The sequence below is a fragment of the Cupriavidus gilardii genome (genome assembly GCF_013314895.1).
In the GTDB taxonomy this organism is placed as follows: Bacteria; Pseudomonadota; Gammaproteobacteria; order Burkholderiales; family Burkholderiaceae; genus Cupriavidus; species Cupriavidus gilardii_C.
The window spans coordinates 232,055-256,543 of the sequence record NZ_JABTYE010000003.1; the positions used below are offsets into that span (position 1 = coordinate 232,055).

General features: G+C 65.2%; 28 protein-coding genes. 13 read left to right on the forward strand and 15 right to left on the reverse strand.

All coding sequences use genetic code 11. The annotated features are described in order from the left end of the window. Positions 1-23: 23 nt before the first annotated feature. The gene (locus tag HTY53_RS04360; protein WP_174105226.1) at positions 24-1,025 is read right to left on the reverse strand and encodes a tripartite tricarboxylate transporter substrate-binding protein; all 1,002 of its coding nucleotides are present in this window, start codon (positions 1,023-1,025) and stop codon (positions 24-26) included. 113 nt (positions 1,026-1,138) lie between these two features. Continuing rightward, a complete protein-coding gene (locus tag HTY53_RS04365) occupies positions 1,139-2,023 on the reverse strand; it encodes a LysR family transcriptional regulator (protein ID WP_174105227.1) in 885 nt (294 codons plus the stop codon). Between the two features lie 150 nt (positions 2,024-2,173). On the opposite strand from HTY53_RS04365, the gene HTY53_RS04370 reads away from it, so the two are divergent. Together HTY53_RS04370 and HTY53_RS04375 are read left to right on the forward strand one after the other, a co-directional pair. After that, a complete protein-coding gene (locus HTY53_RS04370) occupies positions 2,174-2,791 on the forward strand; it encodes a nitroreductase family protein (protein ID WP_174105228.1) in 618 nt (205 codons plus the stop codon). Positions 2,792-2,801: 10 nt separating this feature from the next. Further along, entirely contained in the window at positions 2,802-3,734 is a 933-nt protein-coding gene (locus HTY53_RS04375) for an EamA family transporter (protein WP_174105229.1), read from the forward strand. 16 nt (positions 3,735-3,750) lie between these two features. On the opposite strand, the gene HTY53_RS04380 is transcribed toward HTY53_RS04375, so the two are convergent. Next, positions 3,751-3,921: a hypothetical protein gene (locus tag HTY53_RS04380; RefSeq protein WP_006576660.1), complete on the reverse strand. Its 171-nt coding sequence runs from the start codon at positions 3,919-3,921 to the stop codon at positions 3,751-3,753. Between the two features lie 242 nt (positions 3,922-4,163). Here HTY53_RS04380 and HTY53_RS04385 point away from each other — a divergent pair, with 242 nt between their 5' ends. Beyond that, entirely contained in the window at positions 4,164-5,036 is an 873-nt protein-coding gene (locus tag HTY53_RS04385) for a DUF72 domain-containing protein (protein WP_174105230.1), read from the forward strand. A 34-nt stretch (positions 5,037-5,070) separates the two neighbouring features. Here the strand turns inward: HTY53_RS04385 and HTY53_RS04390 are convergent, their stop codons facing one another. Continuing rightward, on the reverse strand, positions 5,071-6,573 hold the full coding sequence (locus HTY53_RS04390; protein WP_174105231.1) for an argininosuccinate lyase: 1,503 nt from the start codon (positions 6,571-6,573) through the stop codon (positions 5,071-5,073). 160 nt (positions 6,574-6,733) lie between these two features. On the opposite strand from HTY53_RS04390, the gene HTY53_RS04395 reads away from it, so the two are divergent. The 5 genes from HTY53_RS04395 (at position 6,734) to HTY53_RS04415 (ending at position 10,235) form a co-directional block, all read left to right on the forward strand. After that, complete coding sequence (locus HTY53_RS04395) at positions 6,734-7,558, forward strand: helix-turn-helix domain-containing protein (protein ID WP_174105232.1); 825 nt, start codon at positions 6,734-6,736, stop codon at positions 7,556-7,558. A 78-nt stretch (positions 7,559-7,636) separates the two neighbouring features. Further along, on the forward strand, positions 7,637-8,038 hold the full coding sequence (locus HTY53_RS04400; RefSeq protein WP_174105233.1) for a cupin domain-containing protein: 402 nt from the start codon (positions 7,637-7,639) through the stop codon (positions 8,036-8,038). A 61-nt stretch (positions 8,039-8,099) separates the two neighbouring features. Then, complete coding sequence (locus HTY53_RS04405) at positions 8,100-8,564, forward strand: Rrf2 family transcriptional regulator (RefSeq protein ID WP_174105339.1); 465 nt, start codon at positions 8,100-8,102, stop codon at positions 8,562-8,564. Next, positions 8,554-9,456, forward strand: coding sequence for an NAD(P)/FAD-dependent oxidoreductase (locus HTY53_RS04410; protein WP_174105234.1), 903 nt, complete (start codon positions 8,554-8,556; stop codon positions 9,454-9,456). The genes HTY53_RS04405 and HTY53_RS04410 overlap by 11 nt, the downstream gene beginning before the upstream one ends. A 155-nt stretch (positions 9,457-9,611) precedes the next feature. Then, complete coding sequence (locus HTY53_RS04415) at positions 9,612-10,235, forward strand: hypothetical protein (protein ID WP_174105235.1); 624 nt, start codon at positions 9,612-9,614, stop codon at positions 10,233-10,235. A gap of 118 nt (positions 10,236-10,353) precedes the next feature. Here the strand turns inward: HTY53_RS04415 and HTY53_RS04420 are convergent, their stop codons facing one another. The 3 genes from HTY53_RS04420 to HTY53_RS04430 all read right to left on the reverse strand — a co-directional run bounded on the left by HTY53_RS04420 (position 10,354) and on the right by HTY53_RS04430 (position 11,501). Continuing rightward, the gene (locus tag HTY53_RS04420; protein WP_174105236.1) at positions 10,354-10,548 is read right to left on the reverse strand and encodes a hypothetical protein; all 195 of its coding nucleotides are present in this window, start codon (positions 10,546-10,548) and stop codon (positions 10,354-10,356) included. An 83-nt stretch (positions 10,549-10,631) separates the two neighbouring features. After that, positions 10,632-10,922 carry a hypothetical protein gene (locus HTY53_RS04425; protein WP_174105237.1) on the reverse strand — a complete coding sequence of 97 codons (291 nt, stop codon included), beginning with the start codon at positions 10,920-10,922 and terminating at the stop codon, positions 10,632-10,634. 72 nt (positions 10,923-10,994) lie between these two features. Then, positions 10,995-11,501, reverse strand: coding sequence for a GNAT family N-acetyltransferase (locus HTY53_RS04430; RefSeq protein ID WP_174105238.1), 507 nt, complete (start codon positions 11,499-11,501; stop codon positions 10,995-10,997). Positions 11,502-11,702: 201 nt separating this feature from the next. Here HTY53_RS04430 and HTY53_RS04435 point away from each other — a divergent pair, with 201 nt between their 5' ends. Beyond that, complete coding sequence (locus HTY53_RS04435; RefSeq protein ID WP_174105340.1) at positions 11,703-12,386, forward strand: tetratricopeptide repeat protein; 684 nt, start codon at positions 11,703-11,705, stop codon at positions 12,384-12,386. Here the strand turns inward: HTY53_RS04435 and HTY53_RS04440 are convergent. The 5 genes from HTY53_RS04440 to HTY53_RS04460 form a co-directional block, all read right to left on the reverse strand. Continuing rightward, positions 12,289-14,238 carry a hybrid sensor histidine kinase/response regulator gene (locus tag HTY53_RS04440; RefSeq protein ID WP_368040905.1) on the reverse strand — a complete coding sequence of 650 codons (1,950 nt, stop codon included), beginning with the start codon at positions 14,236-14,238 and terminating at the stop codon, positions 12,289-12,291. The two genes, HTY53_RS04435 and HTY53_RS04440, sit on opposite strands and share 98 nt — an antisense overlap. Further along, on the reverse strand, positions 14,235-14,912 hold the full coding sequence (locus HTY53_RS04445; RefSeq protein WP_368040907.1) for a LuxR C-terminal-related transcriptional regulator: 678 nt from the start codon (positions 14,910-14,912) through the stop codon (positions 14,235-14,237). The genes HTY53_RS04440 and HTY53_RS04445 overlap by 4 nt, the downstream gene beginning before the upstream one ends. A gap of 124 nt (positions 14,913-15,036) precedes the next feature. Further along, positions 15,037-15,402, reverse strand: coding sequence for a glyoxalase superfamily protein (locus HTY53_RS04450; RefSeq protein WP_174105239.1), 366 nt, complete (start codon positions 15,400-15,402; stop codon positions 15,037-15,039). Between the two features lie 102 nt (positions 15,403-15,504). Continuing rightward, on the reverse strand, positions 15,505-16,293 hold the full coding sequence (locus tag HTY53_RS04455; protein WP_174105342.1) for an alpha/beta hydrolase: 789 nt from the start codon (positions 16,291-16,293) through the stop codon (positions 15,505-15,507). Positions 16,294-16,690: 397 nt separating this feature from the next. Then, positions 16,691-17,581, reverse strand: coding sequence for a LysR substrate-binding domain-containing protein (locus HTY53_RS04460; protein ID WP_174105240.1), 891 nt, complete (start codon positions 17,579-17,581; stop codon positions 16,691-16,693). Between the two features lie 133 nt (positions 17,582-17,714). Between HTY53_RS04460 and HTY53_RS04465 the strand changes: the two genes are divergently transcribed. From HTY53_RS04465 to HTY53_RS04480, 4 genes are all read left to right on the forward strand, one after another. Next, the gene (locus HTY53_RS04465; protein ID WP_174105241.1) at positions 17,715-18,395 is read left to right on the forward strand and encodes a flavodoxin family protein; all 681 of its coding nucleotides are present in this window, start codon (positions 17,715-17,717) and stop codon (positions 18,393-18,395) included. A gap of 282 nt (positions 18,396-18,677) precedes the next feature. Next, complete coding sequence (locus HTY53_RS04470; RefSeq protein WP_174105242.1) at positions 18,678-19,322, forward strand: response regulator transcription factor; 645 nt, start codon at positions 18,678-18,680, stop codon at positions 19,320-19,322. Further along, on the forward strand, positions 19,319-21,163 hold the full coding sequence (locus HTY53_RS04475; RefSeq protein WP_174105243.1) for a hybrid sensor histidine kinase/response regulator: 1,845 nt from the start codon (positions 19,319-19,321) through the stop codon (positions 21,161-21,163). The genes HTY53_RS04470 and HTY53_RS04475 overlap by 4 nt, the downstream gene beginning before the upstream one ends. Before the next feature lie 117 nt (positions 21,164-21,280). Continuing rightward, positions 21,281-22,774 (forward strand): aldehyde dehydrogenase family protein, encoded by a 1,494-nt coding sequence (locus HTY53_RS04480; protein WP_174105244.1) that lies wholly within the window; start codon positions 21,281-21,283, stop codon positions 22,772-22,774. Between the two features lie 35 nt (positions 22,775-22,809). On the opposite strand, the gene HTY53_RS04485 is transcribed toward HTY53_RS04480, so the two are convergent. The 3 genes from HTY53_RS04485 to HTY53_RS04495 all read right to left on the reverse strand — a co-directional run bounded on the left by HTY53_RS04485 (position 22,810) and on the right by HTY53_RS04495 (position 24,474). Beyond that, positions 22,810-23,406, reverse strand: coding sequence for a CDP-alcohol phosphatidyltransferase family protein (locus tag HTY53_RS04485; protein ID WP_174105343.1), 597 nt, complete (start codon positions 23,404-23,406; stop codon positions 22,810-22,812). A 179-nt stretch (positions 23,407-23,585) separates the two neighbouring features. Then, positions 23,586-24,053: a DUF2127 domain-containing protein gene (locus HTY53_RS04490; RefSeq protein ID WP_174105245.1), complete on the reverse strand. Its 468-nt coding sequence runs from the start codon at positions 24,051-24,053 to the stop codon at positions 23,586-23,588. 25 nt (positions 24,054-24,078) lie between these two features. Beyond that, complete coding sequence (locus HTY53_RS04495) at positions 24,079-24,474, reverse strand: NINE protein (protein WP_217435508.1); 396 nt, start codon at positions 24,472-24,474, stop codon at positions 24,079-24,081. Positions 24,475-24,489 lie beyond the last annotated feature (15 nt).

Genomic DNA, 24,489 nt, shown 5'->3' on the forward strand with positions numbered 1-24,489 from the left:
TGGCGGAAGGCGGGGCGATCGGCTCAGTTCTCGAGCCGGATATTGCGTTCGCGGATCAAGGTGCGTCGGGCGTCGAGATCCTGCCGAATCAGCGCGGCGAATGCGGCGCCACCGGTGGCGAAGGGTTCGAAGCCGCTGCCGCGCAGGCGCGCCAGCAGGTCGCGGTCTGCCAGCACAGTCTGCAGCGCGTTGGTCATGCGCTCGACGACCGCGGCCGGCAATCCGGCCGGTCCCACCAGGCCGACCCACGGCGCAAACTCGAAGCCCTTCAGGCCAGCCTCTTCGAACGTCGGCACGGCGGGCAGCAAGGGGCTGCGCTGACGCGTGGACACCGCGATTGGCTTGATGCGACCGCTCTTCGCATACTGGCTGCCCAGGTTGGTGTCGATAAAGGTCAGATGCACGTGGCCGGCCACCACATCGGCCAGCGCCGGCGCGCCGCCGCGATAAGGCAAATGCGCGACGATCGCGCCGGACTGCTGTTTGTAGGCCTCGAAGGCGAGATGCGGCGGACTGCCGACGCCCGCCGATGCGTAGCTCAGCGCCGCCGGATGCGCCTTGCTGTAGCGCGTCAATTCGTCGGGCGTCGCCACGTTCAGCGAGGGATGCGCCACCATCACCAGCGGGATGCGCGCAACGGTGCCGAGATAACTGAAATCCTTGAGGACGTCGTAGGCGATCTTTTTCTGCAGCACCGGATTGACGGTCAGCGCCCCCTCGTCCAGCAGGGCCAGCGTGTAGCCATCCGCCGGTGCGCGCGCCACCGCTTCCGCCGCGATCATCGCGCCGGCGCCGGGCCGGTTCTCCACCACCACAGGCTGCCGCAGCGCGGCGCCCAGACGTTCGGCCAGCATGCGGGCGATCGTGTCGACGGCGCCGCCGGCGGCTTGTCCGATCAGCATGCGGATAGGACGCTCCGGGTAGCCGCCGCTCGACGAAGAAGCGGACTGCGCGAAGGCCAGCGGCGTCGCAACGGCCAGCGTCAGGCAGGCGCAAAGCCGGCGCAAGGAAAGAACACGGATCATGGGGCGCAGCCTTTTTTTGGTGTGGGTCGGACAGGACGAAGCCAGTCTAGGACGGCTTGCCCTCCCCGCACCGCATGGCTGCCTTGAACGCAGGTTAAGGCTCGACTGAACGCTCAGGCCAACGTCTCGATCAGAAAATCGACGAACGCGCGGACCTTCGAATTGAGGTATCGCCGGGACGGATAGACCGCATAGACATGCGTCTCGACCGTGGACCAGTCGTCCAGCGCGGTCACCAGACGCCCGCGCTCGATATCCTCGCGGACATAGATCAGCGGAATCAGGCTGATGCCGAAGCCCGCCAGCAGCGCCTCGCGCACCGCCAGGCTCGACGTGACCTTGTAGCGGCCGTCGATCGGCACATCGACCTGCACATCGTTCTTTCGGAAGCTCCATAGCTTCGCGTGCCCGGACAAACTGAACTGCACGCATTCGTGCTGGCGCAGCGCTTCCGGCGAATCCGGCATGCCGTGACGCGAGAAATACGCCGGGGCACCGCACAACACATGTGTCATCGACATCAGCTTGCGCGCAACCAGGCTCGAATCTTCCAGCTTGTCACTGCCGCGAATGGCCACGTCGAAGCCCTCCTTGACGAGGTCGACGCGGCGATCGTCCAGGCGCAGATCGAGCGATAGTTGCGGATAGCGGCACAGAAACTGCGGAATGGCATCGGCCAATTGCGTCAATGTCAGCGACATCGGCGCGCTGACGCGCAGCGTGCCGGTCGGCTCGCTCTGCATCGGTCCCAGCGCGCGGTCGGCCTCGTCCAGATCGTCGAGGATCTGCGCGATCTGCGTGTAGTACTGCTGGCCCGCTTCGGTCAGGCTCAGCCGCCGCGTGGTGCGATTGAGCAGCCGCGTGGACAGATGCGCCTCCAGCTCGCCGATATTCTTGCTGACCGCCGCCGGCGACAGGCAAAGACGCCGCGCCGCCGCGGCAAAGCCATTGCGCTCGACGACTTCCCGGAATACACGCAGCGCCGTCAAATGGTCCACAGATTATTCACTGGCAGTAAATATTGTGGTGAGCATATCGCATATTTCAACGCGCGAGAACGGCCATTAATCTTGGATCGTGAACAAACGCGAGCCATCCCGTCGTCGCGCCGAATTGAACCTGACCACATCCTCCGGAGCCAGAACGCCATGAACCGTCCCGTCCTCGACGCCATCGAACAACGCATCTCCGCCAATTTCTTCGACGCTTCGCGCCCGCTGTCCGATGCGCAGATCGAAGCGCTGACCGCCCTCGCGACCAGGGCACCGACTGCCTACAACCTGCAGAACTGGCGCTTTATCGCGGTCCGGACCACGCAAGCCAAGACACGCCTTCGCGCGGTCGCGTGGAACCAGCCCAAGGTCACGGACGCAGCGGTGGTCTTTATCGTTTGCGGCGTGCTGGCCGATCCCGCCACGCTGGCGCAGCGCCTTCAGCCGTCGGTCGAAGCCGGGTTGATGCCAGCCGGCATGGTGCAGGCCTGGGTCGATGCGGCCCGCGGCCAATATCTGGAGCAGCCGCAGAGCCGGCGCGACGAGGCCATTCGCACCGCGTCGCTGGGCGCAGCCACCTTGATGCTGGCGGCGCAGGGCATGGGCCTCGCAACGGGCCCGATGACCGGCTTCGATCCGCAAGGCGTAGCGCGAGAGTTCGGGCTGCGGCCGGACGAGGTTCCCGCCATCCTGGTAGCGGTCGGCCATGCGGCGCCGGGCAACTGGCCGCAGAAGCCGCGCCGCCCGCTGGCCGAAGTGCTCGATTTCGCCTGAGGCGCACATCATGAACCGCGCCACCGATCTGCTGCTGACCGGCCTGGCCCCGGCGATCTGGGGCAGCACCTATGTCGTCACCACCGGCCTGCTGCCCGATGGTTATCCGCTGACGGTGGCGATGCTGCGCGCGCTGCCCGCCGGTCTGCTGCTGTTGCTGTGGGTCCGCCAGTTGCCCCAGCGCGGCTGGTGGCTGCGCGTATTCGTGCTCGGGGCGCTGAATTTCTCGGTGTTCTGGGCGATGCTGTTCGTCGCCGCCTACCGTTTGCCGGGCGGCGTCGCGGCCACGCTGGGCGCGGTGCAGCCGCTGATCGTGATCCTGTTTTCCCGGCTGCTGCTGGGCAGCGCGATCCGGCCGGCCGCCGTCATTGCCGCGATTGGCGGCATGGTCGGCGTGGCCCTGCTGGTATTGACGCCCAAGGCCGCGCTCGATGTCGCCGGTGTGGCCGCGGGGCTGCTGGGCGCCGCCTCGATGGCGCTCGGCACGGTGCTGACGCGGCGCTGGCAACCGCCGGTGTCCGCGCTGACCTTTACCGCGTGGCAACTGGTGGCGGGCGGCATCCTTCTGCTGCCCGTCGCGCTGTGGATCGAACCGCCGCTCGGCCAGGTGACGCAGGCCAATGTGCTCGGCTTTCTCTATCTGGGATTGATCGGCGCCGCGCTGACCTACGTGCTGTGGTTTCGCGGCATCGCGCGGCTCGAGCCGTCCGTGGTGGCATCGTTGGGCTTTCTGAGCCCGCTGAGCGCGGTGCTGTTGGGATGGGGCTTGCTGGATCAGTGGCTCAGCGCGCCGCAATTGGCGGGCATGGTGCTGGTGTTGGCCAGCATGTGGCTGAGCCAGCGCGCCGCGGCGATCCGGACGGTGGCGGCACCGCTACAGCCACCGCCGCCATCGCCGCCATCGCCGCCTTCGGCTCCTTCGCCCGATTCGCCGCGTGCGTGACTGCGGCCCGAGTCCGTTATGACGGGTCCTTGGTACGGGTGCGCGACACCGCGCCCATGATGCCAAGGCCCAGCACGATCACACAGGCGATGGCGACGTAGGTCTCCGGCACGCCGGCCGTAATCAGGCCCCATGCAATGCCGCCGACAAGAATCAACAGTCCAATCAGGAATAGCGCAAACGACATAACCCGGCTCCTGGCAATTGCCGCGATCGGCTGCGGCTTAAGTGCAATGTAGGGGCCATACCGGGCGGCAGGGATCGGTGCGCAGCGGAGACTGGCGTAGGCCGGTTCCTACGTGCGCCGTGGACGTCGCGGCACCTGTTATTCGCCCGTGATCGACGTATGATCGGCCGTATCGATCATTCGACGCCCGGCAAGGCCAACGGCACCGCCCGATGCGGATGGCCCGTCGCCGGCGCAATCCGATGACTATTCGAATCGGCATCTCGGGATGGCGTTACGAAGGCTGGCGTGGCGTCTTCTATCCGAAGGGACTGGCCCAGGCGCGCGAACTCGAATTCGCGGCGCGTGCCGTCGATACGATCGAAATCAATGGCTCTCACTATTCGCTGCAGACCATCGGCAGCTATCGGGCCTGGTATGAGGCCACGCCGCCCGGCTTTGTCTTCAGCGTCAAGGGGCCGCGCTATCTGACCCACATGCTGCGCTTCCGCGATGAAAAGGCGCGGCCCGCGATCGCGAATTTCTTTGCCTCAGGCGTGCTGGCGCTGCAGGAAAAGCTGGGGCCGTTCCTGTGGCAATTCCCGCCGAATTTCAGCTTCAAGCCCGAACGGCTGGAACGCTTCCTGGCGTTGCTGCCCCGTACCACCGACGAGGCCCGGGAGTTGGCCAGCCAGCATGACGGCCGCGTCAAGCAGCCGTGGTTCGAGGCGACGCGCAATCGTCGTCTGCGCCACGCCATCGAGATCCGTCACGCCAGCTTCTGCACGCCCGAATTCCCTGCGCTGCTGCGCAAGCATCGTGTCGCGCTGGTGGTCTCCGATGCGGTGGCCGACTGGCCCTACGTCGAGGACGTGACCGCGGATTTCGTCTATCTGCGGCTGCACGGCACGGAGACCTTGTACGGTGGTGCGTATTCGGACCCCGCGCTCGATCGCTGGGCCGAGCGTCTGACCGCATGGGGTGCCGGCGGAGAGCCGGACGACGCCAGGCGGATCTCGCCGATCCAGGCACGCAAGGCGGCGCGACGCGATGTCTATTGCTACTTTGATAACGATCAGAAGGTCAAGGCGCCATTCGATGCGCAGCGGCTGATCGACCGGATATCACAGGGCTGACATCGCGCCGCGGGCTTTTCAGTTGCCGGCCTTGTCAGTTACCGGATTTCGCCAGCTTGCTGAAATCCCGATCCAGCCGCGCCAGCGAGGCATCGATCCGGCCACGCTTTTCCTTGATCCAGGCGTCCTGCTGCGCGAGCGTCTGTTTTGCCGCCTTCAACATCCGCTCCATCTCGGCAGGCTGCGGACCGCCAACGGTGGCGCGATGACGGACGATCGCCACCGGATCGAGGGTCGCGCGGAATTCCGCTTCGCTCATCGGCAATTGCGCCGGCCCCTGGCCCTTGACCGCCTCCGCATAGATGCGCTGCGCCTGCGCATACGGAAATTCGCTGGGCCGGATATTGTTTGCTTTCGCGTAATCGACGATTTCCGATGCGAAATGATGGCCCACGCGGAACGGCAGCTTGTATTTGCGCATCAGCACATCGGCCAGCTCCTGCGAAGCGGTCCAGTCGCTGTTCAGTTCCTCCAGCGCGCGCTCGGGGCTGATCACCAGCGCGTTGAGGATCTTGTCCCAGCCTTGCAGCACGCGGATCGCGCTCTGCACCATTTCGCTGTTGGGCTTGACCTCCTTGGCGTCGCCCATTCCGGGCGTGATGTTGTGCGCCTGAATCACCGGTCCCATCGCCAGCGTGACCGCGGTCGAGGCGTGCCGGCGCGTCGTGTTCAGCAGGCCGGGATTGCGCTTCTGCGGCATCGCGCTGGAGACATAGGTATTGCTGCCGCCTTCCTGCAGCAGCATCCACGGACGCGACTGTGCATACTGCGTCATCACGTCTTCGATGAAATTGCCCGCGTGCAGCGCAATGCCGGTCACGATCGCGCCAACCTCGACGGGCTGCTCGGTCGAGGAAATCTGCGCGGCATCGTAGGCGTTGTCGACGATCGCGGAGAAGCCGAGATAGTCCGCCATCCGCGCGCGATTCAGCGGCCAGCTGGTGCCGTTCAATACCGTGGTCCCCATCGGCGAGCGGTCGATGCGAGCATAGGCCTCGCGAATTCGCTGGGCGTCGCGCTCGAGGCCCGCGGCATGGCCGAGCAGATAGTGGCCAAGGCTGTTCGGCTGCGCCGCCACGCCATTGGTGTAATTCGGCACGATGGTATTGGCATGCTTTTCCGCCAGCGACACCAGCGAACGGCTGGTCTTGTTCAACTGATCGGCCAGGCTCAGCAGATTGTCCCGCAGGATCGCGGCCCGGTAGGTTGCGTGCATGTCCTGGCTGGATCGTCCCGCATGCAGCAATGTCACCTCGACGCCGGCTGCCTGAATCAGCAACGGCTCGAAGGTGATCACCGTGGAAGGTCGCTTGCCACCCGGTCGATTGCCGTCTTCCAGCACCTTGGCGATGCCCGACGCGATGCGCGGGGCGAGCGCCTTGTCCAATAGCCCTTCATCCGTGTTGATAACGGTCGTGGCCTTGTTGATTTCGCCGAGCCAATAGAACTCGTCGCGGTTCACTGCGGATTGCGCAAAGGCGGGAACAGCATGGGCGGAAATCGCCAGGGCAAGAATGCCAATTCGGGTTTTCAACACGGGGGATTCGCTTGTCTCGTTATTCGGTTATTGTTCGGCGACGCGGCGCAGGACGCGCCCCGGGATTACAGCGGATTGCGGGAGCAGGCGCAAGGCTATACATTCTGCAGACAATGACACGCTTTGATACGCTTCATTCCCGCAACGGCCCTGCTCGATCATGACAAGACGTCGTGGTGAACGCCCCGATTGGGTGCATCGCGCCGAGCCGTCGCAAGGCGTCGAGCGTATCGAGGCCTTCTTCGCCGGCAACGCCTATGCAATGCATCGGCACGATACCTATGCCATCGGCCGTACGCTCGCCGGCGTGCAGTGCTTCCAGTATCGGCGCAGCCTGCGCGCCAGCCTGCCCGGCAAAACCATCGTGCTGCATCCTGACGAGCCGCACGATGGTCAGGCCGGCACCGATGAAGGCTTTCACTACCGAATGCTCTATGTCGAGCCGGCGGTATTCCAGGCGGTGCTCGGCGGCAAGGCGCTGCCGTTCATCGAAGGCGGCATCACCGACGATCCGCGTCTGTTTGCGGCCGCCCAGGCGCTGCTACAGCAGCCCGGTACCCGGCTGGATCCGCTGGAACAGGACGACGGCATGGTGGAGCTTGCCCTCGCGCTCGACGCCGCGTCGGGGGCAAGACCGCTGCGGCCCTCCTGCGACTTCCGGGCGGCCCAGCTGGCGCGCGATTATCTACATGCCGCGTCGCATCGCACCGTCACGCTGGAGGAGCTGGCGGCCGCCTGCGGGCGCGACCGCTGGAGCCTGTCGCGCGACTTCCGCACGTTCTACGGCACCAGTCCCTACCACTACCTGACGATGCGGCGCCTGGAGGCGGCCCGCCGGCTGATGCAGAACGGCGTTGGGCTGGCGGAATGCGCGACCGCTGCCGGTTTTGCGGATCAGAGCCATATGACGCGGCACTTCACCAAGGCGTACGGGATTCCTCCTGCCAGGTGGCTGCGCATGGTGCGGACCGCCAACGGCCGCTGAATCGGCTCGCACAATCGTTCAAGACGGCGCGCCTGCGTCGGCATACGCTGCCCTCTCCAGCATCCATGGAGAGACCACATGCAAGCCACCAGACAAGCGGCCCCCGCCTCGCGCGGCCAGGGCGTCGCCATCGATTTGATAGCGAAGATCGGCCGGATCGAGGACCACTGGCAGCCCCGTGTCGTTGCCGAAATGAATGACTACCAGTTCAAGGTCGTCAAGCTCAAAGGCGATTTCATCTGGCATACGCACGCCGATACCGACGAGACCTTCATCGTGCTCGACGGCGAATTGCGGATCGACCTTCGCGATGGCGCCATCGTGCTGCGAGCCGGCCAAATGGCGGTCGTGCCCAAGGGCGTCGAACACAAGCCCTTTGCGGCCGAAGAAGTCAAATTGCTGCTGATCGAGCCGCGCGGGGTACCCAATACCGGCGAACAAGGCGGCGAGCGCACCGTGCAGAACGATATCTGGATCTGATTGGCCGCCATCGCGGCGGGCCGCCTTGACATTCGGCGTTTCATGTAACATCATAAGTTCCATGAAACGCGATAGCAGACTGTCGGGCGTGCTCCACGTCCTGTTGCATATGGCCGAGCACGATGGCCCGGTCACCTCCGAGGTCCTCGCCAAGGCGATGGAGACGAACCCCGTAGTCATCCGCCGCGTCATGGCGGGACTGCGCGATCAAGGCTACGTCCGCTCGGAAAAGGGACATGGCGGCGGCTGGACGCTCGCCTGCGACCTGTCCAGGATCACGCTGCGCGACGTCTACACCGCGCTGGGCTGCCCCTCGCTGCTTGCCATCGGCAACCGCACGGAATCGCCCGGTTGCCTGGTCGAGCAGGCCGTCAACGCCGCGCTCGATCAGGCCTTCGACGACGCGGAAGCGCTATTGCTGGCGCGCCTGGGCGAGGTCACGCTCGCCATGCTGAGCGCCGATTTCCACAAACGAATGGTCGCCCGCGGCGGCCGCCATGACCTGGAGCACGTCCATGCGCTATGACGCCATCGTGATTGGCGGAAGCTTCGCCGGCCTGTCGGCAGCAACGTATATCGCACGAGCAAGGCGGTCGGTCTGCATCATCGACGCGGGCGCCCCGCGCAATCGCTTTGCCACGCATTCGCACGGCTTCCTGGCGCAGGACGGCAGCAATCCCGCCGCCATGCTCGCGACCGCGCGACAGCAGGTCGCAACGTATCCGACGACGACGTTCATGGAAGGCAAGGCCATCAGCGCGACCGGAGATTTGGGCGCCTTCACAGTGAGACTGGAGAGCGCAGAAGTGGTGGAGGGCGCCAGGCTGGTGCTGGCGTACGGCATCTCGGACGAGCTGCCTGACCTGCCAGGACTGAAGGAACGCTGGGGCAAGTCCGTGCTGCACTGCCCGTACTGCCATGGTTTCGAATTCAGCGATCAACGCCTGGGCGTGCTGAACATGTCGCCGATGTCGGTCCATCAGGCCATGCTGATTGCCGAGTGGGGACCGACCACGCTGTATCTGAATGGTGAAGCCGACGCAGATGAAACCGCGCTCGCGGCGTTGGAACAGCGTGGCGTGAAGATCGAACGAGCAACGATCAAGGCGTTGCATGGCGAAGGCGCAGCGCTGTCGGCAATCGTGTTTTCGGACGGCCGCACGAAGGAAATCGATGCGCTCTTTATCGGGCCACGTAACCACTTGAACAGCGACATTGCCCAACAGCTCGGTTGCGCGCTGGAACACACGCCTTTCGGATCGGTCATCCGGACCGACGAGTTGAAGATGACCAATGTGGAAGGCGTCTATGCCGCGGGCGATATCACCCGAGGCGCCCATAGCGTAACCTGGGCCTGTTCTGATGGGGTGATGGCCGGAGTGGCCGTACATCGGTCACTGGTGTTTGGAGCGGAATGAGCGGAGCCAGATTCGGATGGCGGTCTGCAAATCGGAGCGTACATTGGGTCGTCCGCCTCGCGGGTTGCAACCCCTCGAAAGCATGGCCCAATACGGCTAAAGTGAGCCAACGAGCTGCCGATACTATCGATTCCACTATATCTCGCGAGGGATCGATGTTTCGTATTGCCATACCCCTGCTCTTTGCCGCGCTGCTCGCCGGCTGCAACACCACGCTGCAGATCAAGAAGCCCGATGCCACCACCGGCATGTACGCAACCTCCACCACACTGAAGCCCGAAGAGGTGCGCGTGGAGGAAAAGTTCGACCCGGCCTACAGGAAGATGTTGTACCTGAAGATCAACGCCGAAACCCCCAATCCGCGCTTTCAGGAGTTCTTTGAATCCGCCTTCAAAGACATGCGGACCTTCGACAAGGTCGTTACCAAGAGCGACCTGGAAAAGATCATCATAGAGCGCGATCTGGGCAGCAAGGTGCCAAGCGTGTCCGATCTGGTGGGCCTGAACAGTCTCAGCAAGGAAATTGGTCCCTTCCTGATCGTCGAGCCGAATGCCATCTTCAAGGGCGGCTACCGCTTCGACGGCACGCTCAAGGCCATTGACGCCAGGACCGGGAAAACGGTGCTACAGATCGAAAATTCGGCCCTCAATATGGCTGGCCTGGACGATCCGCTGTTCCACCCGATGCTGAACGGCTTCATTAACTGGACGCGCAACCGGCCGGTGTCGGGCAAGGCGCCTGAAACCGCTCAGAGCACCGGCCCAGTGGCAACACGCTGACGATGTGGGCGCTGCTTTGGCCATAGGTTGTTGGCGGGGTCATTCTCGAGGCGCACAGATTGCGGAACCGTTCCACACGCACGACGACATGGGCGTCGCGGCGTCGTGGCGGTGCCCTTCAGTCTTGACCCTTTTCCGGCGGCACTGCCTTGCCAAGCAGCTTTCCCAGCAAACCATTGCCACTCTTGCCGGCCGCTCCGCGGCGCTCGGTCTTCGGCGCCGGGCCGCCGCGCTTGGCGCCTGCCTGCTTCATGCTGTTCGCGATCTTCAGGCCTTTGTTTTTTTCGAGGTCAGTCTTTTTCACGGGCATCATCCCAATAGTAGAGAGCCGGCATTGTACGGAGAATTGCTGGCAGGAAGGCGACCGGCGACGTGTTGAAGGGCGTTGGATGCCGATCAGTCGCCCAACGCCTCACAACGCCCATTGCGCGTGTACGCGCAGACCCTCACATTTCGCGTCTCCCAACAGTGAGAGACCAGGCCAAAGTCCAGGCCGCCGGATTGGCTCGGCGACCCGAGGGCTTCAAAGAGCTTTGCCTCGTCCTGCCCGACGTACGCCTCGGCATGGGCGAGCACCTGCAATATGCGTTGCTCACGCAGACGCTCCTTGTCGCGGAGATCTTTGGAAGTACTTCGGAAAAGCCACACAGCGGTACAACCGGCGATAGAAAACGTGATCACGTCCATGCGTTGGCAGCTTCGAAAAAGGAAGCCATCCGCGAACTGAAGTTTGTCAGGTAGCCACCAGCTTTCAAGCCCCTACCCGGTCACCCAGAACGCCTCGTCATATTGCACCGTTCCTGCCGGCCACTCGCCGTCGAAGCGCACGGCCTGGAAATATTCCTGCGGCACATCGGGCAATACAAGGTCCGCGCGGGAAACGAAGCCGAAGCGCCCGTAGTAGCCCGGTTCGCCCAGCACCACGCAGCCTCGTGCGCGCTGCCGACGCAGCGCGTCCAGTGCCGCGTTCATCAGCAGGGAGCCGACGCCCTTGCCCTGCCAGGCGGGCAGCACCGCAATCGGTCCAAGGCCGAACCAGCCCTCGCTCCCATCGGAAATCTCGACCGGAGATACCGCGACATGGCCCACCACTTGATTCCCTTCCATCGCCACCAGCGAAATCGACAGTCGGCCTCGCTCGCGCAGCGCATTGACGATCAGCGGCTCCGTACCGCTGGCATGCGCGGCACTGCGGAATGCCTCCGACACGACGGATGCGATCGCCGGAATATCGTTCGGTACTTCGTCACGAATCTGGACTGGCATATTGGCCGCCTGCAACTGGATTGTGTTGGATTGGATTGCGATGCTAGCACCGGATCACGGCCCGCGTTAAGGCATCAAGGCTCGCCGCTGATGCGTGATGCGAGCCGAAACATGGCCGCATTCCCCTACGCCCGTAGCATTGCAGGCCCCTCTGCCGATCAATACTTTTACGGCTTCATCATTTCCGCCGTTCCAATCGCGATGTCAATTCCGGTGGCGCCCGAGCAAATCGTGGCAACTGCAAAACGGCGGGCGCCGATCCGCGTGCTGGCCTGTGGTGCCGTGGCGTGGCTGACTGCTTGCGCCACGCCGGCTCCCACGGCGAACGACACCGTACACGCCTTCGACGCGCAGCCCAGCAGTGGGGCCGTGCGGGCCGATGATGATGTGAGCCTCGACGTCCAACGTTTGCGCAACGATGCCACCGATCCAAGGATCGCCGCACTGAAAGCTGCGGCCGAAACGGAGCCGCGGGCCGCCTATGATCTCGGCCTGCGCTATTTCCGAGGGGACGGCGTGCGGCAGGACCGCAATCTGGCGCTGGCATGGATGCGCAGAGCGGCGGAACGGGGCGATCTGCCGGCACAGAAGGCACTGGGCGGTTTCTATCTGTTCGGGCTCGAGGAGACGGGCGCCGATCCACGCGAAGCAGAGCGCTGGCTGCAGTTGGCAACCAGCCAGGGCGATCAGGAATCACGCAAGCTGCTGATCGCAGCCAAGGCCGGCAAACCGGCGCACCGGGACGAATCCAGCCGGGATGAATCGAAATGGAAGCGCGACGGACGCTCTAGCTACTACGACGACTGGTCTCGCGGTTATCCGTATCGCGGTTACTGGGATCAGGGTGCGTGGCAATGGAGTGCCTATCGCTATCGCCATCAGTGACAGATCGCGTTGACGCGATGTCGCCGTCCGCACGATGCTGTCGCTCCCATGGCTGCAGCCACTGATACAGCACCGCATGCAGCTGCGCCGGCTCTACCGGCTTGCGCAGCACCAGATAACCCTCGCGTTCGGCTTGCAGCAAGGCCGGCGAATCGAACTCGCCGCTGACCATCGCGCCGCCGGCACCGGGGCAGCGCTCCAGCAGATCCTTCAGCAACGCAAAGCCGCTCTCCCCCGAGCGCAGACGCTGGTCGCACAGAATCGCCTGCGGGCGCAGGCCGGCGTCGAGCAAGGCGAATGCGTCGGTCGACGATGCCGCGCAGCGCGCATCGACGCCCCATGCCTGCATCAGGCTCCTCCACGCCCTGACCACCACGGGATCGTCCTCGACGATCAGGCAGCAGCCGGACAGCGGCGGCAGCGCGCTGGTGGGCCACGCCTGGGATTCGGCTGCCATCGCATGCACATGGGCCTGTGCCGGGTCGGCGGCCGGGAAACGCAGCCAGAATCGCGAACCCCGGCGTTCCACCGAGTCCAGTCCATAGGCCGCACCCATCAAGGTCGCGCAGCGGGCCACCACGGCCAGCCCCAGTCCATGACCGGCGCTATCGATGCGCCACGCATATTCGTTGCGATAGTACGGCGAATAGATCCGGCTCTTGTCCTCGTTGGCCACGCCGATACCGGTATCCCAGACTTCGAGCAGCCAGTCGGCTTCGCGACGCCGCGCGGACAGCAGCACGCCGCCGCGCTGCGTATAGCGCAGCGCATTGTGGACCAGATTGACCAGCGACTGGCGCAGCAGCGAGGCATCGGCCAGCACCGCGGCGGCCTGCTTCGGCACGCGCACGCGCAGTTCGAGATCGCGGCTATGCGCCTCCTCGCGGAACAGCGCGGCGACTTCCTCCATGATCGGTGCGATTGCCACCGGCGCGCTGCGCGGCATGGCCATGCCGTGCTCGATCTTCGACAGGTCGAGCAGCGAGTTGAACATCAGATGGACCGATCGCACGCTGCGCCGCAGGTCCTCCAGCGGTGGATTCAGCGCAGGATCGCGATTGCGCTGCGCGATGGCTTCGATCAGGAATCCCATCGCATGAACGGGCTGACGCAAGTCGTGGCTCGCGGTGGTCAGGAACAGATTCTTGGCGCGCAGCGCGTCCTCGGCCTCCTCCTTGGCAAGACGATAGCTTTCCGCGAGCCGGATGCCGTCGTCTTCGAGCCGAACCTGCTGGCGGAAGAATTGATTCGCGATCAAGGCGTGCCGATAGATCGCCACCGCATACAGCAGCGTCAGCGGCAGCACCACCTGCCAGTGATCCGGAAAACTCCACGGCACGTTGACCGTCACCACGCCCCAGCACGCAAAGAAGAAGCGCTGGAAGGCGCCCAGTATCGGCGTCTGATGCGTGGCATTGGCAGCCAGAATGGCGGCGAGGCTGATATGCAGCAGCAGCGCGAAGTCGAACGCCACCTGGCCCGCGGTCAGCACCGTCGCCATCGACAGACAGAGGCCATGAACCAGCGCGATGCGCCGAACCACCGGCACCCACCGCTCGGCCATCACGGCATCGTCGGACTGCGCGCGTTCGCGCTGATAGTGCCGCCGCTCGAGCTGCATCCAGCCTGCGGCAAGACAATAAGCGAGCGTCCAGACCAGCAGCGAACGCGCGTCCTTGCCTGTCGCATGAAGCCAGGCGACGAATGGCAGACCGACGAACGGAATCGCATTGACGCTGAAGACCAGCCGCCGGAACGTCATGTCGAGCAGGCGCGCACGAGCGCGCGGACTCACGCTGCCTTCATCGGCGGCAGGACACAAGCCCAGCCGTTGCCAGAACGGCTCGCTCACGGTTCGAGCCGGCGTCCGTGCAGCAGCGTGATGGCTTCGACGCGATTGCTGACGCCGAGCTTGCCCAGGATGGCCGTCACATGTTCCTTGGTGGTCTGCTCGGAAATCGCCAGTTCCTTGGCAATTTGCTTGTTGGGCAGGCCGCGCAGCATCAAGGCAAGCACCTGCCCCTGCCGGTCCGTCAGCCCCAGATCGCGCGCGCTCAGCGGCAGCTCGCGGCGCAAGGCCGGCGTCAACTCCGCGGCCGGCAAGGCGGGGAACCAGGTTCCCCCCTGGCGCAGCGTGGCCACCGCCTGGGCAAACGTTTCCGGCGCCTCGCTCTTGCGCAGAAAGCCATGCGCGCCGGCCTCCATGGCCTTGATCTGCACGCGCGCATCCTCGTCGCCGCTCATCACGAGCAGGCGGCACGACGGCAGCTTTGCAGCGGCCTCCCGCAGCAGCGCCAGCGCGGTGCCGTCCGGCAACCAGAAATCGACCACCAGCAGGCTGGGCGGACCGTCGCTATCGATCCGTTGAAAGCACTCCTGCGCATTCGCGGCATAGTGCGCCACCGCGTAGTCGCAATGCGTTGTCAGATATCCCGCAATACCGCGCGCCACCAGCGGATGGTCGTCGACGACGATGGCATACGACTGGCGCGCCGGGGCCATGCCCGACGCAATTCGACTCTTCACCAAGCTTTGGCTCCTGACCCCTGCCGAAATAAAGCTTATTTTTTGCGCCAGTGTAATTGATTTCGCACAACGGAATTGGCGTGGCGCTGCGCCTCCCCTACGACGGTAGGGGTCTGAAATTTAATTAATCGTCAATGAGCTGACAAAATCGAAGCGAATTGCCGAAGGGATCGGCAATCGGCATTTCCTTGCCCCAGTCCTGGGCCTGGACAGCGGGGCGGGCATATCGGTACGGTTTGGCGGCCAGCTCTCGCTGCAGCGCGTCGATATCGTCCACCCGCAGGAATATTGCGCTGCCGGGCGTGCCGTCGCCGTGATGCTCGCTCAGATGCAGCAGCAATTCCGAGCGCGATATCTGCATGTACAGCGGCAGGCTTTCTTCGAACCGATGCTCCCAGTCGAGCGAAAATCCAAGGTAATCGAGATAGAACTCCTTGGCCTTGTCCACCGAGAAGATACGCAGAATTGGAATGGCAGGAGACAGCTTCATCGGATTGGTTCAATCAATGCAATGACACAAGCATAACGAATACTTCGCCAAATCACTAAGTTCCAACATTAATGCAATTACAGTGGATGTCGGCGACCGTTCTCAGGGAGCGCCGGCTTTTGGTCCGGATTCCAGCAGGAATGCCAGCGCTTGCCGCCACCACTCTCCATCGACGCGATGGAACCAGTCGTTGTGATCCGCCCCCGGCACGATGCGCAACTGCCGCCGCGCGGGCAGCGCGTCGTAGAGCGCGCGGCCAAAGCGCGCCGGCACGATTCGATCGCGTTCGGCCACTACCACCAATACCGGGCGATCGAACGCAGCCAGATTGGCGACGCTGTCATAGCGGTCGCGCAGCAACCACGAGGTTGGCAGCCATGCATAGTGATGGGCCGCGATATGGGTCAGCCGGTCCCACGGCGTGATCAGCATCAGGCCGGCGATCCGGTCGCGCTGCTGCGCCGCGGCCGCGGCGACTACGCCGGCACCGAGCGATTCGCCGATCAGCAGCAGCGGCGCGCCGAAGCGCGCATGGGCCAATTCGATGGTCCGCTTCGCATCGGCGACCAGGCTCTCCTCGCCGACCTTGCCATCGCGCGGACCGTAGCCCGGATATTCGGCCAGGATGACTCGCACGCCCTGCTGGACCAGAGCGGTCGCATACACCTGGCGATGGCCGGCATGGCCCGCGTTGCCATGAAACACGATCGCGGTGGCATGCGCCGGCCGCTCGGGTTCGGCGAGCAAGCCCATGAAGTCGTCTTCCCCAGGCCAGGCGCGTAAATCGTCGGACACCAGCGCGGCCAGCGGGGCCTTGCCTGGGAAGTACAGGAAGTGGTCCTGCAATGCCGCCAGGGTTGCCGTCGGCACCATGGCGGCGACACACGCCATGCCGAAGGCGGCGATGCTGGCGAGCCGGGCAATGCAGGGAGCAAAGGGACATCGATGTCGGATGGCGATCGGCATGCTTTTCTCCCCTTCGGCCGCTGGCGGAACCGCCACGATCTGAATAATATGCAACGCGAATCGCCGGACGGCAGGAGGAGTCGCCATGCTGCGTCGCGCCATGCGTGGGACCATGGACCGGACCACTCCCCCGGAGCGACAGGCCCGAGGCAGGCACGCCCTTGCCCTTGCCGCGATATGCGTCGCGCCGCCGGCCATACGGGCCCGGCTTCGGCTGCGGCCGCTTCCGCCGTCCCCGCGAACGACGCCAAGGCGCTGCCTGTGCTCCGCCCAGTGAGCGGCATGGGCGGTACCCGCACCTTCACCGCACCTTCACGCACCTTCACGCACCTTCAGCCCACTCGCGAGCCAGCCACGCGAGAAACGCCCGCACCGGCGGATGGCGCTCGCGCCCCGGCACGCACAGCGCGGTATAGGCGGCGCCCGCTACCGTGATATCGGGCCGATATGGCAGCAGCAGCCCATTGCGCACGCTGTCGGACACCATGATCGAGCTGGCGAGCACCAGCCCCTGTCCTGCGACCGCCGCCTGCAGCGCATAGCTTTCCTCGTCGTAGGCGCGCATCGTGGCCCCGTCCTGTAGCCACTGCACGCCGGCCGCCTCGCACCACGCCTGCCAGCCATCGTCATACAGCGTGGAATCGGTCCAGCGCACGGTGATCAATTCCGGCGTTCCCTCTCCGGCCGCGGCGATCCGCGCCGGCGAACCGTAGACGCCGAAGGTCTCGCCGAGACGGCATGCGTTCAGCAGCGCGGGCCAGGCACTGGTGCCATAGCGGATTGCCACGTCGATGCGCGCGTCCTGGTGCAGATCGACCGGGGCGCCATCGCTGTCGATCCGCACATGTACATCCGGGTGCGCCTGATAGAAGCGCCCTAGCCGCGGAACCAGCCATAGCGCAGCGAACGACATGGTCGTGGTGACGGTCAGCGACCCGGCCGCCGGCTGCGGGAGCAGTTCGTCGATGGCTTGTGCCACGTCGAGCAGCGCGCCATGCATCCGATGGAACAGCCGCTCGCCTTCGACCGTCAGCGCCACGCCGCGCGGCAAGCGGGTGAAGAGGGCCACGCCAAGGCAGGACTCCAGTGCGCGCACCTGATGCGAGACGGCAGCGGGCGTTACCGACAGTTCGGCCGCCGCGGCCTTGAAGCTCAGATGCCGCGCGGCGGATTCGAATACCCGCAAGGCGGTGATCGGCAAGGAAGCGAACATGCATTGCGCTCCAAAAAATGCGCAGGGAAACGACAGGTGAGTCCAGTTTGTCCGACGCGAGAATTGCTCGTTTGTCGCGCCGCAGCCGCCATCCTACAGTCGCCGTGTCCCTACCACCGAATGCAAGGAACACATGACGGACACGACTTTCTCTCAGGCCATTCCTTCCGGGCCGGTATTGATCCTCGTCGGCAGCCCTCGGCGCGACGGCAATTCTGCCGTGATGGCGCAGGCGGTGCAGCGCGGCGCCGAGCGCGCCGGCCATCCGGTCAAATTGCGCTTTCTCGACGACCATATCGGCGGGCTGCTGCGCGACTGTCGGCAATGCCGGCGCGCCGATGGCAGCTGCGGCATAGACGACGGCTATCGCGAACTATTGCTGCAGGACTTTCTGCCCGCGGCCGGCGTGGTGTTCTGCTCGCCGATCTATTGGTATGGCATGTCGGCGCAGACCAAGGCCTTCTTCGACCGGATGTTCTGCTATTACGCCGCCTCCCATCCGGATTCCGCCACCGTGATGCCGAAGCTGGCCCGCAAGCGCCTCGGCCTGGTGCTGGCATCCGAGGAAAGCTATGCCGGAGCGGCGCTCGGCATCATGCATCAATTCCAGGAATATGCGCGCTATACCGATTCGCAATTGGCTGGCGTGGTGCGTGGTACCGGCAACCGCCGCGGCGAGGTGGTACGCGATCCGACCGATGCCATCGCGCAGGCCGAGCGGCTCGGCGCCGAGTTGTTCGCGCGGCCGTACAGCGACTACCGCTTCGATACGCCGCGCGATACGCGGGTATGGCCGCTGGACCAGGCGGCATGATCGCCGCGCCATCATGGCGGTGAATGACTGCCATCGATGGCGCCCATCTTGATGCGCGGCGATTGCGCAAAAAAATACCCGCAGCCGGGAGGATGCGGGTACTTCAAAGTGGTATGAGCGTGTCGCGGTTCCGCTCACGGCGCATCGTCGCACTACGCGGCCGCCACGCCAATAATCCATCCGGACTAGGCGCCCCCCGCCGGGAGGCATGGACAAGCGAGCGGGAATCGATTCCAATCCAGCACTGGCGATGTTTGCCGACGACTGCCGATATCGACCGCCATGCCCGACGCCCGCCTGCTGCTGATCGACGACCATACGCTGTTTCGCACCGGGCTGCGGCTGCTGCTGGCCGACAGCGCCAGCGTCTGTGCAATCGTCGAGGCCGGCACGGTGATGGAGGCGGTGCAGCTTCATGCGGGCGCAGCGGTCGACATCATCCTGCTCGATATCCAGTTGCCCGGGCTGAACGGCATCGAGGGCGTGCGCGTGCTGCGCCGGCATTTCCCCGCCGCACGCATCCTGATCGTCTCCGGCACCTCGGGCCGCGAAGCGATTCCCGCCGACGTGCTGAAGGACGTGGCCGGCTTTCTGCCCAAATCGGCGGACGCCACGCAGATCGAGCAGGCCATTGCCCATTGCCTGCAGGGCGGCCGCTACTTCTGCGCGGCCGATGACGCGATGGCGGGCCAATCCGGCATGGCCGCGGCGCGCTATCGGCCCAGCCCGTTGACGCCACGCCAGCTCGAGGTGCTGGGCCAGCTGGCGCTGGGGCGTTCCAACAAGATCATCGCGCACCATCTCGGCCTGTCGGAAAACACGGTGCGGGTACATGTCGCCGCCATCCTCGATCACCTGAGCGTGGTCAGCCGCGTCGAGGCCATCATCGAGGCGCAGCGGCGCGGTCTGATACAGGCCGCGCGGTGAAGCCTGCCAGCGGCCGTCGACGGCTGCCATTGCTGCCGCGCTTCGACGAGGGCCGGCTGCTCGCCGCTCAGATGGAGCTGCTGGACCAGAGCTTTAACGTTGCCATGGTCGGATGCGCGCTGGCATCCTGGTTCCTGACGGCCGGACTGGTGCTGTCCGGCGATCGTCCGCTGGCATGGCCATGGGTCGCCGCGATGACGCTGGCCTGTGCCTACGGCGTGCTCGGCCGGCAACGCATGCCGGCGCGCACCATCGAGGACGCCGCGCCGTACTACGCGCGCTGGATGACGATGCTGCTGACCTGCATCGGCTCGCTGTGGGGATTGATCGCGCTGCTCTATCTGGATGTCCGTGAGCCGCCCATCGTCATTTCGGTGCTGTGCCTGATCGCGGGCATGAGCGCCGCTGCGCTTGCGGTGTTCTCAGCCTGCCTTCCGGTCGCCGTCGGTTTCTTCGTGCCGGCGATCCTGCCGGTATGGATCAGCTTCCTGGCCACCGGCGACGCCGACTATCTGCCGATGTTCCTGGCGACGCCGCTCTACCTGATCGTGCTGATCATCTTCGCGCGCAACTACGCGCGCGTGGCGCGCCATTCGATCGCGCTGCGCTTCGAGAATATCGAACTGATCGGTCAGCTGCGCGAACAGACCGCGCGCGCCGAATCGGCCCAGCGCGAGGCCGAGCAGGCCAGCCGCGCGAAATCGGTGTTCCTCGCCTCCGCCAGCCACGATCTGCGCCAGCCGCTGCATGCGCTGGGGCTGTTTCTGGTCTCGCTGAGCCGCACCGCGCTCGACGACAAGCAGCGCCAGCTGCTGACGCATATCGAGGCGGCCTCGGATGCCGCGCGCGAGATGCTGAACACGCTGCTGGACTTTTCCAAGCTCGAAGCCGGCGTGGTGCAGGCCCGCCCGATGGCATTTCGCCTGCAGCCGCTGCTCTATCGGCTCGAGAACGAGTTTGCGCCGCTGGCGGAAGCACGCGGCCTGGTCTACCGGACGCGCGAGACGACCTGCGCGGTGTTCGCCGATCCGGCGTTGGTCGAGCTGGTGCTGCGCAATCTGATCGCCAATGCGATCCGCTATACCGAGCGCGGCGGTGTGCTGGTCGGTTGCCGCCGGCGCGGCGAACACGCGGTGATCGAGGTATGGGATACGGGGATCGGCATCCCGGCGTCGCAGCACGCGGCGATCTTTCAGGAGTTTCATCAGCTCGGCAATCCCGAGCGCGATCAGCGCAAGGGCCTGGGGCTGGGTCTGTCGATCGCCAGCGGCCTTGCCCGGACGATGTCGACCGAGGTTACGCTGGCCTCGACACCGCAGCGCGGCTCGGTGTTCCGCATCGCGCTGCCCTGGGTCTGGCTGCCGCCGGCCGGCATCGATGCGCTGGTGCATCGCCGGCCGACCGACGCGCCGGCGCCGCTCAAGGCGCTGCCCGACGTGCGCGCGCTGGTCATCGACGACGATCCGCATATCCGGCTGGCGATGACCGAACTGCTGTCGGGGTGGCAATGCGAATGTCGGGCAGCGGAGTCCGAGCGCGAGGCGCTGGCCTGCCTGTCGTCGTTCCCGCCCAACCTGATCGTCGCGGACTATCGCTTGCGCGGCAACCGCGACGGCTTGCAGGCGATGGCGGCGCTGCGCAAGCAGCTGAAGGAAGCGGTACCGGCAATCGTCATCACCGGCGACACCGCGGCGGACCGGCTGCGCAGCGTGCATGCGAGCGGCACGGTGCTGCTGCACAAGCCGGTGGTGGCAGCGGAGCTGCATGCGGCGATCGCCGCCTTGATCCCTGATGCCGAGAGAGAACCGGGCGATGCGGCCGGCGGAGAGACGATGGCCTGACGAGCCGAATAAATAAAGTTTTCGGATAAATCGATCCGATCTATTAATTGGACTTTGGGCCCTCCCTTGCGGACACTGAATCGACACTGCCTCGGGTCGATCCCGTGAGGAGCCATCATGCCGTCGTCTCTGCCATCGCCAACTTCACCGACTTCGCCGATCTGGCCCAACTCTTCCCGCCTGCCGCGGCACGACCTGCTGATTGGGGCCGAGCGCGTGGCACCCGTCTCCGGCGGATATTCGACCGACATCGATCCCGCCACCGAGGCCCCGATCGCGCTGGTCGCACAGGGCGGCCCGGCCGAGGTCGATCTGGCAGTCCAGACCGCGCGCCGCGCCCTCAAGGGCTGGAGCCGCATGCGCGCCGCCGAACGCGGCCGCATCCTGCACCGCTTCGCCGACCTGCTGGACGCCCATCGCGACGAGTTGATCGCGCTGGAAAGCCTCGACGCCGGCAAGCCGCTGGCCGCCGTGCGACGGCAGGACATGCCGGCGGTGATCGATACCGTGCGCTACTACGCGGGCTGGGCCGACAAGATTCATGGCGACGTGATACCGGCCCGCCCGGACGCGCTGACCTATACCGTGCGCGAGCCGGTTGGCGTGGTGGCCGCGATCGTGCCGTGGAACTTCCCGCTGATGATCGGCATGTGGAAGATCGCGCCGGCGCTGGCATGCGGCTGCACCGTGATCGTCAAGCCCGCGGAAATCACGCCGCTGTCCGCGCTGCGGGCGGGCGAACTGGCGCTGGAGGCCGGCCTGCCGCCCGGCGTGCTCAATATCGTCACCGGCAAGGGCAGCGTGGTCGGCGACGCCCTGGTCGGGCATCCCGGCGTCGACAAGGTGACCTTCACCGGCTCGCCCGGCGTGGGCCGCGGCATCATGCAGGGCGCGGCCGGCAACTTCAAGCGTGTCACGCTCGAGCTCGGCGGCAAATCGGCCAATCTGATCTTTGCCGACGCGGATCTCGACGCGGCGGTCCGGGCCGCAGCATCGGGCATCTTCTTCAACGCCGGCCAGGTCTGCTCGGCGGGATCGCGCATCCTCGCGCAACGGGCCATCTACGACGAGGTGGTCGAGCGACTGGCCGAACGTGCGAGGGCGATCCGCGTCGGGGATCCGGGCTTGCCCGATACGACGATGGGGCCGCTGGTGTCGGCTGCGCAGCTGAAGACGGTGCTGGACTATATCGAGATCGGCAGACAGGAAGGCGCGTCCGCGGTGGCCGGTGGCGTGCGGATCGGAGAGCGCGGCTACTTCGTCGCGCCTACGGTATTCGCCAACGTTGCGCACGAAATGCGCATTTCGCAGGAGGAAATCTTCGGTCCGGTGGCCAGCGTGATTCCGTTCGACGACGAGGCGGACGCGATCCGCATTGCCAACGGTACCGCCTTCAGTCTGGCGGCCGGCGTATGGAGCGCGGACATCGGCCGCGTGCACCGGGTCGCCGGCGAATTGAAGGCCGGCACGGTCTGGATCAATACCTATGGCTATACCGATGTCCGGCTCCCGTGGGGCGGCGCCGGCGATTCGGGGCTGGGCCGAGAGCATGGCGACGCCGCGCTGCAGAACTTCACCGAGCCGAAAACGGTGTGGCTGTCGCTGCGGTAGTACAAGAGCGCAAACGCCCTGTCGCGCCAGGGCCCTCAGAACTTCGGAATCCGCAGCGTCTTGCTGATCATCAGCGAGCCGGACAGCACGAACAGCAGCGCCAGCGGATGCAGCACCGCGGGACCGAGCGTCCAGGCGCCGCCGAACAACGCATCGCCGATGCGTCCCTGCCAGGCGCACAGCGCGAGCACGCCGGTCAGCACCACGCTGGTCGGGATCGGCGTGCCCTCGAAATAGGACACCTTGCCGCTCGCCCCGGACAGCGATTCGGCAGTGACATTGAAGCGCGCAAGCCGGCTGACGCCGCAGCAGACGAAATAGATCAGCGCCAGCAGATCCCAGCCGCCGCGCATGCCGGCGGCAAAGGCCAGGGTCGCGGGACCGACGCCGAACGAGATGATGTCGGCCAGCGAATCGAGTTCGCGACCAAGCGCCGAATGGGCATGACGCCAGCGCGCGACGCGGCCGTCGATCACGTCGAAGAAGAAGGCGGCGGGCGCGAAGGCCGCCGCAATCAGGAAATGCCGCAGCGACTGGCTGTCGATGTAGAACATCGCGAAGAACACCGACGCCATGCCGCAGGCCGCGTTGGCCAGCGTGAAGACATCGGCCAGCGCCAGTTCGCGAATCATCGAGAAATGCCGCGGCCGTGCGGAAGGGTCGGCCGATGATCGGGTCGGATCGTTCGATTCAGGCATATCGGGCTCCTCGCGTAGTCAGTCTTCGACGTCCCCTGGTCTTCTGGTCCCCCGATCCCTGGCGATTCCCCTGTCCGCCCCGATGCACAAGCCGTGCCGGCATCAGGCGTCCGTCATCGCGACGTACCGCGACGGCGGGCCAGGCTCGCGGCCAGATAGGCGACGATCGCCACGTTGGCCACGGCCACGCCAATGTGTATCCAGGTCGGATGCCGCACCGCTTCGTAAAGTTCCACCGGAATATAGATCGCACCGGACCAGACGCCCAGCCATTGGGCCCAGGCCCGCTCGTGCCACAGGCCATAGGCCTCGGCAAAGCGCATCGCGGCATAGATCGCCGCCGACGCGCCAATGGCCCACAGGCGCGGATCGTCGGGATGCGCGGCCAGCGACAGGAAAATCGTCGGATAGCGGCTGCCGGGATTGAGGTGCAGCCGCGCGACGATGGCCTCGGCCAGCGCCTGCGCGTCGCGATGCAGCAGCGCCGCCAGGCCGATGCCGGCCAGCACCACGAGCGCGCCCTTGGTCGCCTCCAGCAGCGCGATGCCTTTCAGACCGAGGGTGCCTTGCCCGCCCGCCATGGTTCAGCGCTCTGTGGCGAATCGCTCAGGAGAACACGCGGTTCTTGTCGGACACCTGGTCATTAAGCGTCCAGAAGTCGTACAGCACGCCGATCAGGAAGAAGCCGCCGGTCACCAGATACAGCAGGCCGGTCAGCCATTTGCCCATATACATCCGATGCACGCCGAAGATGCCGAGGAAGGTCAGCAGAATCCAGGCGATATTGAAATCGACGCGGCCCGAGGTAAAGCGGCGGTCGGCGGCCCGGTCCATGCCGGGAATCAGGAACAGGTCGATCAGCCAGCCGATGCCGAACAGGCCGAGCGTCAGGAACCAGATCGTCCCGGTCACCGGTTTGCCATAGTAGAAACGGTGCGATCCGGTGAAACCGAAGATCCAAAGCAAATAACCGATCAGCTTGCTGTGCGTGTCCTGAATCATGTCCATCCTCAATTT

Excerpts from the sequence above, each read along its gene's own strand:
- HTY53_RS04360 (WP_174105226.1), bottom strand. The coding sequence starts at position 1,025 with ATGATCCGTGTTCTTTCCTTGCGCCGGCTTTGCGCCTGCCTGACGCTG.
- HTY53_RS04370 (WP_174105228.1), top strand. The coding sequence starts at position 2,174 with ATGAACCGTCCCGTCCTCGACGCCATCGAACAACGCATCTCCGCCAAT.
- HTY53_RS04375 (WP_174105229.1), top strand. The coding sequence starts at position 2,802 with ATGAACCGCGCCACCGATCTGCTGCTGACCGGCCTGGCCCCGGCGATC.
- HTY53_RS04380 (WP_006576660.1), bottom strand. The coding sequence starts at position 3,921 with ATGTCGTTTGCGCTATTCCTGATTGGACTGTTGATTCTTGTCGGCGGC.
- HTY53_RS04385 (WP_174105230.1), top strand. The coding sequence starts at position 4,164 with ATGACTATTCGAATCGGCATCTCGGGATGGCGTTACGAAGGCTGGCGT.
- HTY53_RS04395 (WP_174105232.1), top strand. The coding sequence starts at position 6,734 with ATGACAAGACGTCGTGGTGAACGCCCCGATTGGGTGCATCGCGCCGAG.
- HTY53_RS04400 (WP_174105233.1), top strand. The coding sequence starts at position 7,637 with ATGCAAGCCACCAGACAAGCGGCCCCCGCCTCGCGCGGCCAGGGCGTC.
- HTY53_RS04405 (WP_174105339.1), top strand. The coding sequence starts at position 8,100 with ATGAAACGCGATAGCAGACTGTCGGGCGTGCTCCACGTCCTGTTGCAT.
- HTY53_RS04410 (WP_174105234.1), top strand. The coding sequence starts at position 8,554 with ATGCGCTATGACGCCATCGTGATTGGCGGAAGCTTCGCCGGCCTGTCG.
- HTY53_RS04415 (WP_174105235.1), top strand. The coding sequence starts at position 9,612 with ATGTTTCGTATTGCCATACCCCTGCTCTTTGCCGCGCTGCTCGCCGGC.
- HTY53_RS04420 (WP_174105236.1), bottom strand. The coding sequence starts at position 10,548 with ATGATGCCCGTGAAAAAGACTGACCTCGAAAAAAACAAAGGCCTGAAG.
- HTY53_RS04425 (WP_174105237.1), bottom strand. The coding sequence starts at position 10,922 with ATGGACGTGATCACGTTTTCTATCGCCGGTTGTACCGCTGTGTGGCTT.
- HTY53_RS04430 (WP_174105238.1), bottom strand. The coding sequence starts at position 11,501 with ATGCCAGTCCAGATTCGTGACGAAGTACCGAACGATATTCCGGCGATC.
- HTY53_RS04435 (WP_174105340.1), top strand. The coding sequence starts at position 11,703 with ATGTCAATTCCGGTGGCGCCCGAGCAAATCGTGGCAACTGCAAAACGG.
- HTY53_RS04450 (WP_174105239.1), bottom strand. The coding sequence starts at position 15,402 with ATGAAGCTGTCTCCTGCCATTCCAATTCTGCGTATCTTCTCGGTGGAC.
- HTY53_RS04455 (WP_174105342.1), bottom strand. The coding sequence starts at position 16,293 with ATGGCGTGTGTCGCCGCCATGGTGCCGACGGCAACCCTGGCGGCATTG.
- HTY53_RS04460 (WP_174105240.1), bottom strand. The coding sequence starts at position 17,581 with ATGTTCGCTTCCTTGCCGATCACCGCCTTGCGGGTATTCGAATCCGCC.
- HTY53_RS04465 (WP_174105241.1), top strand. The coding sequence starts at position 17,715 with ATGACGGACACGACTTTCTCTCAGGCCATTCCTTCCGGGCCGGTATTG.
- HTY53_RS04470 (WP_174105242.1), top strand. The coding sequence starts at position 18,678 with ATGCCCGACGCCCGCCTGCTGCTGATCGACGACCATACGCTGTTTCGC.
- HTY53_RS04480 (WP_174105244.1), top strand. The coding sequence starts at position 21,281 with ATGCCGTCGTCTCTGCCATCGCCAACTTCACCGACTTCGCCGATCTGG.
- HTY53_RS04485 (WP_174105343.1), bottom strand. The coding sequence starts at position 23,406 with ATGATTCGCGAACTGGCGCTGGCCGATGTCTTCACGCTGGCCAACGCG.
- HTY53_RS04490 (WP_174105245.1), bottom strand. The coding sequence starts at position 24,053 with ATGGCGGGCGGGCAAGGCACCCTCGGTCTGAAAGGCATCGCGCTGCTG.
- HTY53_RS04495 (WP_217435508.1), bottom strand. The coding sequence starts at position 24,474 with ATGATTCAGGACACGCACAGCAAGCTGATCGGTTATTTGCTTTGGATC.